Raw genomic sequence first — 13,500 nt, 5'->3', positions numbered from 1 at the left:
ACGGCTGCCCCGCAGCTCGCCACCGATTTTTGTAGACTCGGCGGGGATGTCCAGACTTCGCTGGTGGCTCGCCGCGACCGCACTCGCCGCCATCGCCGTGCTCGTCGGCATGTTCGTGTTCACCGGCGGAAACCCCCAGCAGCCCTCCGAGCGGCCCGGCCCTCCCGGACGGGGCCCGCTCACCGTGGTGTCGCTGGGCGACAGCACCATCTCCGGCGAGGGCGCGGGTGACTACACCCCCGGCACCGACGGCAAGAACGGCAACTGGTGTCACCGCTCCCCGCACGCGCTCGTGCACCGGATCAAGCTCACCAGCATCGTCGAGTCGGTGAACCTCGGCTGCTCCGGCGCGCCGTCGGCGCAGGTCGGCCTCGGTGACGTCAAGCAGTGGACCGAACCGTCCCAGGCGGGGCAGCTGGCCGAGCTGGTCAAGGACCACCGGGTCAGCGCCGTCGTGGTCGCGGTGGGCGCCAACGACGATCCGCACTTCTCCCGGCTGATCTCCGAGTGCTTCACGGCGTGGTTCATGGCCGAGGGCGCCCCCTGCAGCGAGCGGATCAAGAAAGACTGGCAGGCCCGCATCGACGCCATGGTGCCGAAGGTGACGGCGGCGCTGGAGGACATCCAGCAGGTGCTGCGCGAGGCGGGCTACGACCGCGAGGACTACGACCTGGTGCTGCAGTCCTACGCCGCGCCGATCAGCCCCGGCATCCCGGAGAACCTGCGCAACCTCAACGGCTGCCCGTTCCGGGTCGAGGACCTGCGCTGGGTGAAGAACACCGGCGCCGTGCAGCTCTCGGAAGGGCTGCGGGAGGCGGCCGAGGCCACCGGCGTCCGTTTTCTGGACCTCTCCCGTGCGGGCGAGGGGCACGAGGCGTGCTCGGGTGGCGCGGACGCGAGCAGCGAGTGGTTCACCCGGTTCACCGTCGACTGGGACAACCTCACCGACGCCGAGCGCGCCAGCCACGCCACCCAGGAGTCGTTCCATCCCAACGCCCGGGGGCACGCGCAACTCGGCCGCTGCCTCAGCGAGTTCCTCGGCACCAACGACGCCAGGGCCGCCTGCCTGGAGGGCGAGGACGGCAACCTGCACGCCGCCCCCTCCCCGACCCAACCCTGACGCCGTGGCCCCAAGCTCCCCAATGCCACATTCGTCACGTTGAACTTCCCCAATGCGGCATTCGCTCCATCCAGTGGAGCGAATGCCGCATTGGGGAGCCTGCCGGCGTGGCCGCTCCGGCTCACATTTCCGTGAGCAGGCTGCGCTCACGGACCGTGGGCACCGACAGCGACCGGTACCCCACCTGCTCGAACAGCACGGTCACCGTGTCCGCCGCGCGGTGCACGACCTGGCCGGGGCCCCACTCGGCGTGCCGGACGGCGGTGCCCGGCCGGAAGGCGTCATCGGCGGGCAGCTCCTCCCCGGCGGTCCCGGCGTCGCACGTGTCGCAGAATCCGCAGGGCCGCTCCAGCACCTCGCCGAAGTAGCCGAGCAGGAACTGGCGGCGGCAGGAGCGCGCCTCGGCGTACTGGCGCAGCACCTCGATCCGCGAGTGGTCGAGCTGCCTGCGGCGCTGCGACACCTCCGCCGCGTCTTCGGCGGCCCGCTCCGGGTCGTCGCCGTCGTAGCTGAACCGGCCCTGTGCCGTCACCTCCACCTGCCCGCTCTGCTCCAGCAGGTTGAGGTTGTTCATGGCACGCCGGTGCGACTGGTCCACCTCCGCGTCGACCTCGTGCGGCGTGGCCGCCTCCCCGTTGTCCCGCAGGGTCTGCGCGACCTCCCGGATGCCCTCGGCGTCGAGGCGCCGCGCGGTGAGGAACTTCTGCAGCCCCAGATCCTCCGGCCGGTAGAACAGCAGCGCGTCGGCCCGCGCGCCGTCCCGGCCGGCGCGGCCGATCTGCTGGTAGTAGGAGTCCAGCGACTCGGGCACCGACATGTGCGCCACGAACCGCACGTTCGGCTTGTCGATGCCCATCCCGAACGCCGACGTCGCCGCGACCACGTCGAGCCGGTCGGCGAGGAAGTCGTCGTGCACCCGCTTGCGGTCGGCGGCCTTCATTCCCGCGTGGTAGGCGGCCGCGCGCAGCCCGTGCCGGGCGAGCTCGCCGGCATAGCGCTCGCTGTCCTTGCGGGTGGCGGTGTAGACGAGCCCGGGCATCGCGGCCTCGCGCACCCAGTCGAGCAGCGCCGCGGACTTGTCCTCCTCGGCCGCCACGGCCGAGACGGCGAGGTAGAGGCCGGGGCGGTCGAAGCCGGAGACCACCCGCACCGGATCGCGCAGGCCGAGGTGACGCACGATGTCGTCCCGCACGGGGCCGCCTGCGGTCGCCGTCAGCGCGAGCACGCGCGGATGGCCGAGCCGCTCGATGGCCTGGCCCAGCCGCAGGTAGTCGGGCCGGAAGTCGTGGCCCCACGCCGACACGCAGTGCGCCTCGTCCACCACGAACAGGCTCGGCCGCAGCCGCGCCAGCGAGCGCAGCACCTCCTCCTTCGCCAGTTGCTCGGGGGCGAGGAACAGGTACTCGGCGTCACCGTCACCCACGGCCTCCCACGCGTTGTCGCTCGCGCGCGCGGGCTGGGCCGAGTTCACCGCCACCGCGTCGGGCGCGTCGCTGTCGGCGATCTGCCCGACCTGGTCGCGCTGCAGGGCCGTCAGCGGCGAGACCACCACCGTGGGCCCGTCCAGCACCATCGCGGGCACCTGGTAGATCGCGGACTTGCCCGCACCGGTCGGCATCACGACGAGCACGTCGCGGCCCTCCACGAGGCGGGTCATCGCGGTCAGCTGGTCGTCGTGCAGCTCGGGCCAGCCGAAGGTCTCCCTGGCAGTGCGCCGCAGCTCGGCGCCGACGTCTCTGGGCACCAGCACGGTCTTCCCCGTGCGGGGGCGCGGAAACGTGCCCTGTGTCGCATCCCCGGGTTCAGAGGTCCAGCGCGGCGCGCAGGGCGCTGTCGATCTGCTCCTGCACGTCGGCGCCGATCTCGGCGATGCGGCGGTCCAGCCAGGGCCGGTAGATGCGGGTGAGGTTCAGCGTGGACACCCAGAACCGGGCGTCGATCGCCACGCCGAGGATGTCCTGCGGGTCCTTCTCGAGCAGTTCGGTGCCCAGCAGCCAGGGCCGCTCGGACTCGTTCACGCCGTCCGAGGACAGCAGCAGCACCGCGCGCGCTCGCGCCGGCTGAGTGGGAGGGTGATAGGTCCAGACCTCACCCCTCCGCACGCAGGTCCTCCAGCGCGGCCGCGATCTCCGCTTCGTCGTGCCGGGCCGCGCCCTCGGCCTGCGCGGCGCCGTGCGGGCGGTAGCCGGTGCGCACGGCCTCCCGGCGCGCTGCCTTCGACAGCCACGACGACACGGACACACCGTGGGCCTTGGCCGCCCGCTCCGCGAACTCCAGCGCTCCCGCGTCCAGCGACAGCGTCACCTTCCGTGTTGCCATACCTTTTATCGTACCCGCTGTAAGCCCCTCACAGGGTGGGTGAACGGCCCTCGAACGGCGTCGACAGCACCACGGTGGTGCGGGTGGAGACCTTCGCCGATTCCCTGATCCGCCGCAGCAGGTCCTCCAGCGCCAGCGGCGAGGCGACCCGCACCAGCAGGATGTAGGACTCGTCGCCCGCGACCGAGTAGCACGACTCGATCTCGCGGATGTGCTCCAGCCGCTGCGGGTAGTCGTCCGGCGCGGCCGGGTCGTTCGGGGTGAGCGAGATCAGCGCCGTCAGCGGCAACCCGATCTGCTCGCCGTCGAGCTTGGCCGTGTAGCCCCGGATGACGCCGCGCTGCTCCAGCCTGCGCACCCGCTGGTGCACCGCCGACACGGACAACCCCACCCGCTCGGCCAGGTCGGTGAAGCTGCGCCTGCCGTCGGCCGCCAGCTCCCGCACGATCGCCTGGTCCAGCGGCTCCAGCACCGGTCCGGTCATGAGTCGAGCACGACGAGCTCGTGCGGCCGCGCGTTGAGCGGCTCGACGCCGTCGGAGGTGACGACGACGATGTCCTCGATCCGCGCCCCCCACCGGCCCGCCTGGTAGATGCCCGGCTCGACGGAGAACGCCATCCCCGGCTCCAGCGGCAGGTCGTTGCCCCCGACGATGTAGGGCTCCTCGTGCACGTCGAGCCCGATGCCGTGGCCGGTGCGGTGGATGAAGTACTCACCGAAGCCCGCCTCGGCGATCACGTCGCGGGCCGCGGCGTCGACGTCCTGAGCGCTGATCCCCGGCCGCACGGCCGCCACCGCCGCGTGCTGGGCGCGCTGCAGCACCTCGTAGGTCCCGGCGACATCGGCGTCGCGCGGCTCGCCCACGGCGTAGGTGCGGGTGGAGTCGGAGTTGTAGCCCTCCGGGATCGGTCCGCCGATGTCGACCACCACGATGTCGCCGCGCTCGATCACCCGGTCCGACACGTCGTGGTGCGGGCTGGCGCCGTTGGGGCCCGAGCCGACGATGACGAACTCGGCCGCCGTGTGCCCCTCCTCCACGATCGCCGCGGCGATGTCGGCGCCCACCTCGGCCTCGGTCCGCCCGGCCCGCAGCCACTCGCCCATCCGCGCGTGCACCCGGTCGATCGCCTGGCCCGCCTTGCGCAGCCCGGCGATCTCCGTGGCGTCCTTGCGCATGCGCAGCTCGCGCAGGATCGGGCCCGCGAGCCGCTGCTCGCCGCCGACGGTGTCCCGCAGGCCCAGCACGTGCAGCGCCGCCATCGTGTCGCTGACGGCCACGCGGCCGGGCTTGCCGAGCCGGCCCGCCACGAGGCGGTACGGGTCCTCCCCGTCGACCCAGGTGAGCACGTCGACGCCGAGCTCGTCGGTCGGGACGTCCGCGTAGCCGGGCGCCTCCAGTTTCGGCAGCACCAGGGCGGGCACGCCGTCACCGGCCGCCGGGATCACGAGAGTGGTGAGCCGCTCGAACGAGCCGCCCGCCTGGCCGATGAGGTAGCGCAGATCCGACCCGGGGGCGATCAGCAGCGCGTCGGTGTTCGCGTCGGCGGCGGCCCCGCGGGCCCGGTCGATGCGGGCGCGCAGGCTGGCGGCGTCGGGAGCTGGTGTGTGCAGGGATCGGCGGGACATGACCATGAGCCTAGGACACGATCCGGCTCGGCCGCCGTCACCGGTCGCCGGTGTCGGCGACCCGGGCGACACCCAGGACGCGGGGTGCCACCACCGACACCCGCGCTCCCGGCGGGAACGTCAGCTCACGCCGCCGGACCGGCTGCCAGCCCGCCTCGCGCAGCGCCGCCAGCGCGTCCCGGTTCGGGTGACAGCCGCCCATGAGCCGGGGCCACACCACGTCGGCGAGGTCCTGCCAGCGGCCGCGAACCCCGGTGCCCCGCACGTGCTCCAGGAACCGCAGCTCCCCGCCCGGTCGCAGCACGCGGCGGAACTCGTCCAGCGCGGCCCGCGGGTCCGGCACGGAGCACAGCACCCCCGAGATCACCACCGCGTCGGCCGTGCCGGTCGCGACGGGCAGCCGCTCCGCCGTGCCCTCGACCACCTCGACCGGCACCGGAGCCCGGCGTGCCGCGTCGGTGGCCGCCGCGCGCAGCGTGGGTTCCGGCTCGACGGCCACGAGCCGGACGACCGTGTCCGGGTAGTGCGGGAAGTTCAGTCCCGTGCCCGGACCTGCCTCGACGACCGTGCCGGCCAGGCCGGCCAGCAGCTCCTGCCGCAGCCGGGCAAGCCCCCGCGCCTCGTTGCGCGCGCCGAGCCGCAGGAACAGCTTCGCGAACACCGGGTTCTGCACCAACGTCACCCACCGAGCATGGCACGCTAGGCGGGTGACGACCGCACCTGTGGCCCTGCTCGACGCGGCGAGCCTGTACTTCCGCTCCTACTTCGCGCTGCCCGATTCGATGACCGCGCCCGACGGCACCCCGGTGAACGCGGTACGCGGCTTCGCCGACACGGTGGCGCGGATCCTCACCGACCGCCGCCCGGCACGGCTCGTGGCCTGCCTCGACGCCGACTGGCGGCCCCAGTTCCGGGTCGACGCGCTGCCCAGCTACAAGGCGCACCGCGTCGCCGAGCCCCAGCCCGCGGGCAGCCTGGACGTCGAGGAGGTGCCCGACACCCTGACGCCGCAGGTGCCGATCATCCTGGAGCTGCTGGAGGCCGTCGGGCTGGCCACCGCCGAGGCCGCGGGCTTCGAGGCCGACGACGTGATCGGCACCCTGACCGCCCGCGAGGCCGTCGACCCGGTCGAGGTCATCACCGGCGACCGCGACCTGTTCCAGCTGGTGCGCAGCGACCCCACGCCCGTGTCGGTGATCTACGTCGGCAAGGGCTGGGCCAAGGCGGAGGTTCTCGGCCCCGCCGAGGTGGCAGCCCGCTACGGCGTGCCGGAGCCCACCGCGGGTCCGGCGTACGCGGACATGTCGATGCTGCGCGGCGACCCGTCGGACGGGCTGCCGGGCGTCGCCGGGATCGGCGAGAAGACCGCCGCCAAGCTCATCAGCCAGTTCGGTTCGCTGGAGGCCCTGGTCAAGGCGGCCCGGCAGGAGGACCCGCAGCTGCCGCTGAAGACGCGGGTGCGCCTCAACGAGGCGGCCGACTACCTCGTCGCCGCGCCGACCGTGGTCAGGGTGGCGCCGGACGCGCCGGTGGTGTTCTCGCGCGACGACCGGGTGCCCTCGGCACCGGCCGACCCGCAGCGCGTGGAGGAGCTGGCGCAGCGCTGGAACCTGGGTGGCTCGGTGAAGCGGCTGCTGGCGGCTCTGCCCGCGCAGTCGTGACCGGCTACCGGGGCCGGCCGACCTCGTAGCGCCCGTCGGCGGTGCGCACGGTGATGGCGACCAGCTTCTGTTCCCCGTCGATGCGGGCACTGCAGTCGAACGTCGTGCCGACCTCGACCCGCTGCCCGGCCGGGCAGCTGACCGACTCGACCCCCTCGATGCCGTAGGCCTGGCTGAGCACCTGCTGCACCGACTGCTGCATGGACTGCGGGTCGAACAGCCGCGGAACGCGGGACAGCGAGGTCGTCGGGGCGGGTGCCTCGCTCGCGCTGCTCGCCGTGCTCGGCGCCGCGGTCGCGGTGGAGCCGGCCGGCGTCGTGGGGTCCCCGGGGTCGATCCTGCCTCTGCTGTCGTCGCAGGCCCCCAGCAGCAGCACAGCCGACAGCAGCAGCAACACCACAGCGCGTACCCGCAAGACCGGACACCCCGACAAGTTGATCGTGCAACAGGTCAGAAGAAGGTACCGCACCACGCCTGCGTGCGTGCGCCGAACAACCTGTCGGCCCGTGCCGCGGCGTCCTCGCCCGCGAGCCACGCCCGCCCGACGTGGGCCAGCGCCGACGGCCGCCACGCACCGAGATAGACCATGGCCAGCGCGTCGACACCCAGCCGCAGATCCGGCGGCTCCTCGGTGCGCCGCGCCCCGCCCGGCCCCACGTGATACCGGCCGGTGTTGCCCGCCAGCATCGGGTCGTCCACCTCGACCACCAGCGGCTCGCCATGCCACTCGCGGGTGGCGAGTGCGGCGGGCACGTCCACCAGCCGCAGCCAGATCTCGTCGCCCGCGGCGGTCACCCGGCACGCGCGCGGATCGGTGAACAGCAGCTCGACCGGCTCGTCCACCGGCCGTTCCTCCACCTCGATGTCGTCGACCAGATCGACGTTCAGCAGGAAGCGCCACAGGCCGGCGAACGCCTCCGCGTCGGCGTAGTGCAGATCGATCACCCGCAGCGTCGCCGGCGCGCCCGGGGTGCGGGACACGCGGTAGAGCACGAACCCGTCGGGGCCGCCCGTGCCGTGGTGCACGGCGGCGACCAGCGGCTCGTCACCCCGCCTCAGGTACACCTCGGCGCCGCGCCACCACGGCTCGGGACGGCTCATCATCCCGGCCCGCCGCGGCAGCGCCGCGTAGGTCTCCCGCAGGCTGCCGAGAGGGTCGTCGGCGCCCAGCAGCTCCACCTCGCCGCCCGCGGGCACCTCGGGGCGCAGCCGGGCGAGCCGCCGCCGCACGGTGCAGGCTCGCGCCACCGTGGCCACGCCGTAGCCGAACCGGCCGTAGATCAGGCCCTCGCTGGCGTGCAGGGTGGCCGCCACGACTCCGCGCTCGGTGAGGTCGGCCAGCTGCGCGCGCATCAGCTCGGTGAGCACGCCGCGCCGGGTGCGGTCGGCGCGGACACCGACGCCGGTGACGGCGGCCAGCGGCACGGCGCGGCCACCGGTGACGGTCAGCTCCGCGTCGAGAGACCGGGCCGTGCCGATCAGCGCGTCGTCGAACACGCCGAGGGTGCGTCCCGGCTGGTAGGCGGGACGTAGCCGGTCCCACTCGTCGTCGCTGGGCGGCCCGACGTGCAGGGTGGCGCGGAACAGGGTGTTCGCGGCACGCAGTTCGTCCTCGCGCAGCACCCGGGTGACGTGGTCGGTCATGGGTGCCGATGCTGTCGGATCACCGGCAAGGGGTGCCACCGAATTACTGCGGTTCGAGCTTGCCGACCTTGTAGCGCCCGTCCTCGCCGACGATCTCCAGCGTGATGTTCTGCTGCTGGCCGTTGACGGTGACCGTGCACTGGAACGTGGTGTCCGGCACGACCTCCTGGTTCTCCGGGCAGCTCACGCTCTGCACGCCCTCCACACCGTAGCTCTCGGTGAGGATGCGCTGGACGTCGCGCTGCACCTGCGCGTTGTCGAAGACCTTGGTCACCAGCAGCCCCGGCCACCAGAACAGCACCACGGCGGCCGCGGCGACCACCACGACCAGCGCGCCGATGCCGATCCACAGGCCCTTGCCGGACTTCTTCTCCCCCTCCGGCTGCGGCGGCGCGCCGTAGGGGCTCTGCTGGCCGTAGGGCTGTTGCCCGTACTGCGGCTGGCCGTAACCGGGCTGCTGCCCGTAGCCCTGCGGGGCCTGGCCGTAGCCCGGTTGCTGCCCGTACTGCGGTTGCTGCCCGTACTGCGCCGGGTCGTAGCCGGGCTGCCCGTACTGGGGCTGCTGGCCATAGCCGGGCTGCTGGCCGTATCCCGGCTGGGACTGGCCATACCCCGGCTGCTGGCCGTAACCGGGTTGTTGTCCGTACTGAGGCTGCTGCCCGTACCCGCCCTGGCTCGGGAAGCCACCGGACGGGGGACCCGAAGGCGGCTGCTGCCCCCACTGCTGAGGGTCGTTGCCTCCGTACGGCGTGCTCATCGTGTTGCCTCCGCCAATCCAGCTATCCGTTGTCTGCCACGGTGTCGTGGGCGTCGTCGCGATCCAACCACAGAGCGCGCCGCGGCACACGCAAAGGGCACGCCGGTGTCACACCTCGCCCGCGGCCACCACACCACGGCGCAGGGACCGCACCGCCTTGCCTGCCGCCCCGCCGACCGGGTCGTCCTTGCCCAGCACGTCCTTGAGCTGGTCGAGCAGGTCGATGACCTGCCGCGACCACCGCACGAAATCGCCTGCCGACAGTTCCTGGCCGTTGGCCTCGGCGGCGGTGAGCACCTTCTCCAGCGACTCGCCCCGCGCCCACCGGTACACCGGCCAGGCGAACCCGGCGTCGGGTTCCCGGGTGGTGTCGAGCCGGTGCCGCCGCTCGTCGTCCACCAGGGCCGTCCAGATCCGCGCTGTCTCCAGCCACGCCTTGGGCACGCCACCCTGCGGCAGCCTCGGCTCGGCCGCCGAGTCCCGCCGCGCCTCGTACACCAGGGCCGACACCACGGCGGCCAACTCCGGCGGAGTGAGCCCGGCCCACACGCCCTGCCGGATGCACTCGGCGGCCAGCAGGTCCGACTCGCTGTAGATCCGCGCCAGCATGCGCCCGTGCTCGGTCACCTCGTCGCGCTCGTCGCCGAGGTAGCCGCGTTCGGCCAGCAGTGCCCGGATCCGGTCGAAGGCTCTGGCCAGCGAGTGGGTCGTCGCGGACACCTTGCGCTCGATCTGCGCGGTCTCGGCGGCCAGCCGCTGGTAGCGCTCCACCCAGCGCAGGCTCGCCTCCCGCTCGGGCAGGCTGTGCACCGGATGCGTGTGCAGCTCGTGCCGCAGCGACGCCAGCTCCGCATCGTCGCCCGCGCCGGAACGGCGCCGCTGCCGTTGCGGCCGGTCGATGCCCGTGTTGCGCAGTGACGAGGCGATGTCGCGCCGGGTCTTCGGTGAGCGCAGCTCGACGTGCCTGGGCAGCCGGACGCGGCCCAGCGGCTCCACCGGCGCGGGGAAGTCGGCCACCGACAGCGGCCCCGACCAGCGGTCCTCGGTGACCACCACGGGCCGCGGCTCGTGCACCGGGTCCAGACCGGGGTCGACCACCACGGCCAGCCCGGCCCTGCGCCCCGCGGGCACGGAGATCACGTCGCCCTTGCGCAGCCGCTCCAGCGACTCGGCCGTCTTGGCGCGGCGCGCGGCCGAGTTCTGCCTGGCGAGCAGCTTCTCCCGGTCGGAGATCTTCTTGCGCAGCTCGGCGTAGGACAGCAGTTCGTCGAAGTCGCCCTGGACCGCGTCGGCGTAGCCGGCGAGGGCTTCCTTGTTGCGCTCGATGCGGCGCGCCATGCCGACCACCGAGCGGTCGGCCTGGAACTGGGCGAACGACTGTTCCAGCAGCTCGCGGGCCTCCTGGGAACCGAACTGGCCGACCAGGTTGATCGCCATGTTGTAGCCCGGCCGAAACGACGAGCGCAGCGGGTAGGTGCGGGTGGAGGCCAGCCCGGCGACCTGGCGGGGGTCCACGCCCGGTTGCCACAGCACGACCGCGTGCCCCTCGACGTCGATGCCGCGCCTGCCCGCGCGCCCGGTGAGCTGGGTGTACTCGCCCGGCGTGAGGTCGACGTGGGCCTCGCCGTTGTACTTGACCAGCCGCTCCAGCATCACGGTGCGGGCGGGCATGTTGATGCCCAGCGCCAGGGTCTCGGTGGCGAAGACGACCTTGACCAGGCCCCGGACGAACAGCTCCTCCACGGTCTCCTTGAACGCGGGCAGCAGCCCGGCGTGGTGGGCCGCGATGCCCTGTTCCAGGCCCTCGCGCCACTCCCAGTAGCCGAGCACGCCGAGGTCGGACTCCGGCAGGTCGCGGGTGCGCTCGTCCACGACGCGGCGCACCTCCGCGATCTCCTCGGGCGTGTTGAGGCGCAGCCCCGAGTGCAGGCACTGGCCGACGGCGGCGTCGCAGCCCGCGCGGGAGAAGATGAACACGATCGCGGGCAGCAGCCCCGCGCGGTCGAGCCGCTCCACGACGTCCACCCGGGACGGTGGCCGGTAGCGCGGGCCGCGCTGCGGGGGCCCGCCACGGCGGTTGCGGGGGCCGCGGAGCCCGGCGGGCGCGTGCATCCGCCCCAGCTCCTCGACCTTGCGCAGCAGCGTGGGGTTGATCTTGGCCTCGCCGCGCTTGCCGTACTCCTCCCCGGCGAACAGGTCGAGCAGCCGGTTGCCGACCAGCATGTGTTGCCACAGCGGCACCGGCCGGTGCTCGTCGACGACTACCGCGGTGTCGCCGCGCACGGCCACCAGCCACTCGCCGAACTCCTCGGCGTTGCTCACGGTGGCCGAGAGGCCCACCAACCGCACGTACTCGGGCAGGTGCAGGATAACCTCTTCCCACACCGCTCCGCGGAAGCGGTCGGCGAGGTAGTGGATCTCGTCCATCACCACGTAGCCGAGATCGTTCACCGCCGAGGAGTTCGCGTAGAGCATGTTGCGCAGCACCTCGGTGGTCATGACCACGACCTGGGCGTTGCCGTTGATGGCGGTGTCGCCGGTGAGCAGGCCCACCTTGCCGGAGCCGTAGCGGGCCGTCAGGTCGGCGTACTTCTGGTTGGACAGCGCCTTGATGGGGGTGGTGTAGAAGCACTTGCGGCCCTCGGCCAGCGCCAGGTGCACGGCGAACTCGCCGACGACGGTCTTGCCCGCGCCGGTGGGCGCACACACGAGCACGCCGTGCCCGTCCTCGAGCGCCTCGCATCCGCGCACCTGGAAGTCGTCGAACTCGAACGACAGTTCGGCCGCGAACCGGGCGAGCTGCGGGTACCTGCCGCGGCGCCGGGCGGCCGCGTAGGCCTCGGCAGGCGTGGGAGAAGTGGATGAGTCCACGGCGCCAGGGTTCCACATCGCCCGAGGTCCTCGCATGCGGCGGGTAGCCAACCGCGGTGGGGGGAGCTCCCCAATGCCACATTCGTCACGTTGAGTGGAACCAATGCGGCATTCGCTCCATCCAGTGGAGCGAATGCCGCATTGGGGAGCTTTAGGCTGGGTGGGTGACTCCGCAACAGTTGAGGGCGGCGTGCCTGGCGTTCACGGGTGCCCGGGAGGAGTTCCCGTTCGACGAGAGCAACAGCGTGTTCAAGGTCGCGGGCAAGATCTTCGCGATCGCCCCGCTGGGCGGTGAGCCGTTGCGCGTGAGCCTCAAGTGCGAGCCCGAGCTGGCCGTGCAGCTGCGCGCAACCCACCCCGCCATCACGCCCGGCTACCACCTCAACAAGCGGCACTGGAACACCGTCGTGCTCGACGGGTCCGTGCCCGACGAGCTGGTGCGGGACATGATCGAGGACTCCTACGACCTCGTGGTGGCCCGGCTGCCGAAAGCGCAGCGGGAACGGCTGCACTGGCGGGCGCTCAGCGAGGGATGATCCGTCCGGCGCCGAGCCGAAGGGCACCTTCGGTACCGGGGAGGTACCCAAGGTCACCGTGGGCTCGGACGGGCGCGCAGGCTAGGCGAGCACGGTCAGCGACTCCGGCGCACAACGGATGGACACCGGCAGCCTGCCGAGCGACTCGCCGTCGGCGTAGGCGGGCCAGTCGCTGCCCGACAGGCTGACCTCCCTCGCGCGCAGGGTGCGCACCGCAGGATGCCGCAGATGCCGCCCGGTGCGCAGCGTCGGCAGCATGCGCAGCAGCTGGCTCCGCGTGGCCCTGCCCACCACGGTCACGTCGAGAACACCGTCGTCGGGGCGCGCGTCCGGGCAGACCGGCACCCCTCCCCCGTACCAGCCGGTGTTGCCCACGGCCACGAGCGTGGCGTCGAGCTCCAGCCGGTCCGACTCGGTGCGCACGACCAGCGGCCGTGGACGCAGTGCCGCCAGTCCGGCGACGACGGCGAGGTCGTACCGGCGCCGCCCGGACGGCCAGCGCATCCGGTTGGCGCGCTCGTTGACCATGGCGTCGAAGCCCGCGCAGAGCACGGTGCCGAACCAGGTGCCGCCGACCTGGCCGAGGTCGATCCGGCGCGTGCGGCCCTGCGCCAGCGCGGCCGCGATCGTCTCGGTCGCGGCCAGCGGATCGGCGGGCACGCCGAGCGCCCTCGCGAAGTCGTTGCCGGTGCCGGAGGGCACGACGCCCAGCGCGACGTCGGTGCCCGCGCAGAACTGCACGGCCTGGTGGGCGGCACCGTCACCGCCCACGACCACCAGCACGTCCAGCCCCGCGGCGCGCGCATCGGTCATCAGCGCGCGCGACTCCTCCACCGTGTTCGCGCTGAGGACGTCCAGCCGGTCCACGTGCTCGCGCAGCCGCGCGGCCACACTGCCCGCGATCCGCGCCGCCGCACCCTTGCCCGACGCGGGATGCACGGCCAGCGCCGCATGCACGCCCATGGC

Annotated in this window: 14 protein-coding genes; 3 read left to right on the top strand and 11 right to left on the bottom strand. The window is 72.9% G+C overall.

From position 1 onward, the window contains the following. Positions 1 to 46: 46 nt before the first annotated feature. Positions 47 to 1,120 (top strand): GDSL-type esterase/lipase family protein, encoded by a 1,074-nt coding sequence (locus BAY60_RS22700; protein ID WP_112283064.1) that lies wholly within the window; start codon positions 47 to 49, stop codon positions 1,118 to 1,120. A gap of 121 nt (positions 1,121 to 1,241) precedes the next feature. Here the strand turns inward: BAY60_RS22700 and BAY60_RS22695 are convergent, their stop codons facing one another. Genes BAY60_RS22695 through BAY60_RS22670 form a run of 6 tightly spaced genes read right to left on the bottom strand, consistent with a single transcriptional unit; the run spans position 1,242 to position 5,747 of the window. Next, positions 1,242 to 2,870, bottom strand: a complete 1,629-nt coding sequence (locus BAY60_RS22695; protein ID WP_245992756.1) for a RecQ family ATP-dependent DNA helicase — start codon at positions 2,868 to 2,870, stop codon at positions 1,242 to 1,244. Positions 2,871 to 2,922: 52 nt separating this feature from the next. Continuing rightward, positions 2,923 to 3,222: a hypothetical protein gene (locus BAY60_RS22690; protein WP_112283063.1), complete on the bottom strand. Its 300-nt coding sequence runs from the start codon at positions 3,220 to 3,222 to the stop codon at positions 2,923 to 2,925. Next, positions 3,209 to 3,439, bottom strand: coding sequence for a hypothetical protein (locus tag BAY60_RS22685; protein WP_112283062.1), 231 nt, complete (start codon positions 3,437 to 3,439; stop codon positions 3,209 to 3,211). The genes BAY60_RS22690 and BAY60_RS22685 overlap by 14 nt, the downstream gene beginning before the upstream one ends. Before the next feature lie 28 nt (positions 3,440 to 3,467). After that, the gene (locus BAY60_RS22680; protein ID WP_112283061.1) at positions 3,468 to 3,923 is read right to left on the bottom strand and encodes an Lrp/AsnC family transcriptional regulator; all 456 of its coding nucleotides are present in this window, start codon (positions 3,921 to 3,923) and stop codon (positions 3,468 to 3,470) included. After that, on the bottom strand, positions 3,920 to 5,065 hold the full coding sequence (locus tag BAY60_RS22675; protein ID WP_112283541.1) for a M24 family metallopeptidase: 1,146 nt from the start codon (positions 5,063 to 5,065) through the stop codon (positions 3,920 to 3,922). The genes BAY60_RS22680 and BAY60_RS22675 overlap by 4 nt, the downstream gene beginning before the upstream one ends. A 37-nt stretch (positions 5,066 to 5,102) precedes the next feature. Then, positions 5,103 to 5,747, bottom strand: coding sequence for a class I SAM-dependent methyltransferase (locus BAY60_RS22670; RefSeq protein WP_245992755.1), 645 nt, complete (start codon positions 5,745 to 5,747; stop codon positions 5,103 to 5,105). Between the two features lie 25 nt (positions 5,748 to 5,772). On the opposite strand from BAY60_RS22670, the gene BAY60_RS22665 reads away from it, so the two are divergent. After that, positions 5,773 to 6,726, top strand: coding sequence for a 5'-3' exonuclease (locus BAY60_RS22665; protein ID WP_112283060.1), 954 nt, complete (start codon positions 5,773 to 5,775; stop codon positions 6,724 to 6,726). A gap of 4 nt (positions 6,727 to 6,730) precedes the next feature. On the opposite strand, the gene BAY60_RS22660 is transcribed toward BAY60_RS22665, so the two are convergent. From BAY60_RS22660 to BAY60_RS22645, 4 genes are all read right to left on the bottom strand, one after another. Beyond that, positions 6,731 to 7,141, bottom strand: coding sequence for a DUF4333 domain-containing protein (locus BAY60_RS22660; protein WP_146771067.1), 411 nt, complete (start codon positions 7,139 to 7,141; stop codon positions 6,731 to 6,733). Positions 7,142 to 7,176: 35 nt separating this feature from the next. After that, the gene (locus BAY60_RS22655) at positions 7,177 to 8,370 is read right to left on the bottom strand and encodes a GNAT family N-acetyltransferase (protein ID WP_112283058.1); all 1,194 of its coding nucleotides are present in this window, start codon (positions 8,368 to 8,370) and stop codon (positions 7,177 to 7,179) included. Between the two features lie 43 nt (positions 8,371 to 8,413). Then, on the bottom strand, positions 8,414 to 9,127 hold the full coding sequence (locus BAY60_RS22650) for a DUF4333 domain-containing protein (protein ID WP_112283057.1): 714 nt from the start codon (positions 9,125 to 9,127) through the stop codon (positions 8,414 to 8,416). A 108-nt stretch (positions 9,128 to 9,235) separates the two neighbouring features. After that, on the bottom strand, positions 9,236 to 12,016 hold the full coding sequence (locus tag BAY60_RS22645) for a DEAD/DEAH box helicase (RefSeq protein ID WP_112283056.1): 2,781 nt from the start codon (positions 12,014 to 12,016) through the stop codon (positions 9,236 to 9,238). Between the two features lie 146 nt (positions 12,017 to 12,162). Here BAY60_RS22645 and BAY60_RS22640 point away from each other — a divergent pair, with 146 nt between their 5' ends. Beyond that, complete coding sequence (locus BAY60_RS22640; RefSeq protein ID WP_112283055.1) at positions 12,163 to 12,534, top strand: MmcQ/YjbR family DNA-binding protein; 372 nt, start codon at positions 12,163 to 12,165, stop codon at positions 12,532 to 12,534. An 81-nt stretch (positions 12,535 to 12,615) separates the two neighbouring features. Here the strand turns inward: BAY60_RS22640 and BAY60_RS22635 are convergent, their stop codons facing one another. Then, a complete protein-coding gene (locus BAY60_RS22635) occupies positions 12,616 to 13,497 on the bottom strand; it encodes a diacylglycerol/lipid kinase family protein (RefSeq protein ID WP_112283054.1) in 882 nt (293 codons plus the stop codon). Positions 13,498 to 13,500 lie beyond the last annotated feature (3 nt).

The sequence above is a fragment of the Prauserella muralis genome (assembly GCF_003202285.1).
Classification (GTDB): Bacteria; Actinomycetota; Actinomycetes; order Mycobacteriales; family Pseudonocardiaceae; genus Prauserella_B; species Prauserella_B muralis.
This window is presented reverse-complemented; position numbering and strand designations above follow the sequence as displayed.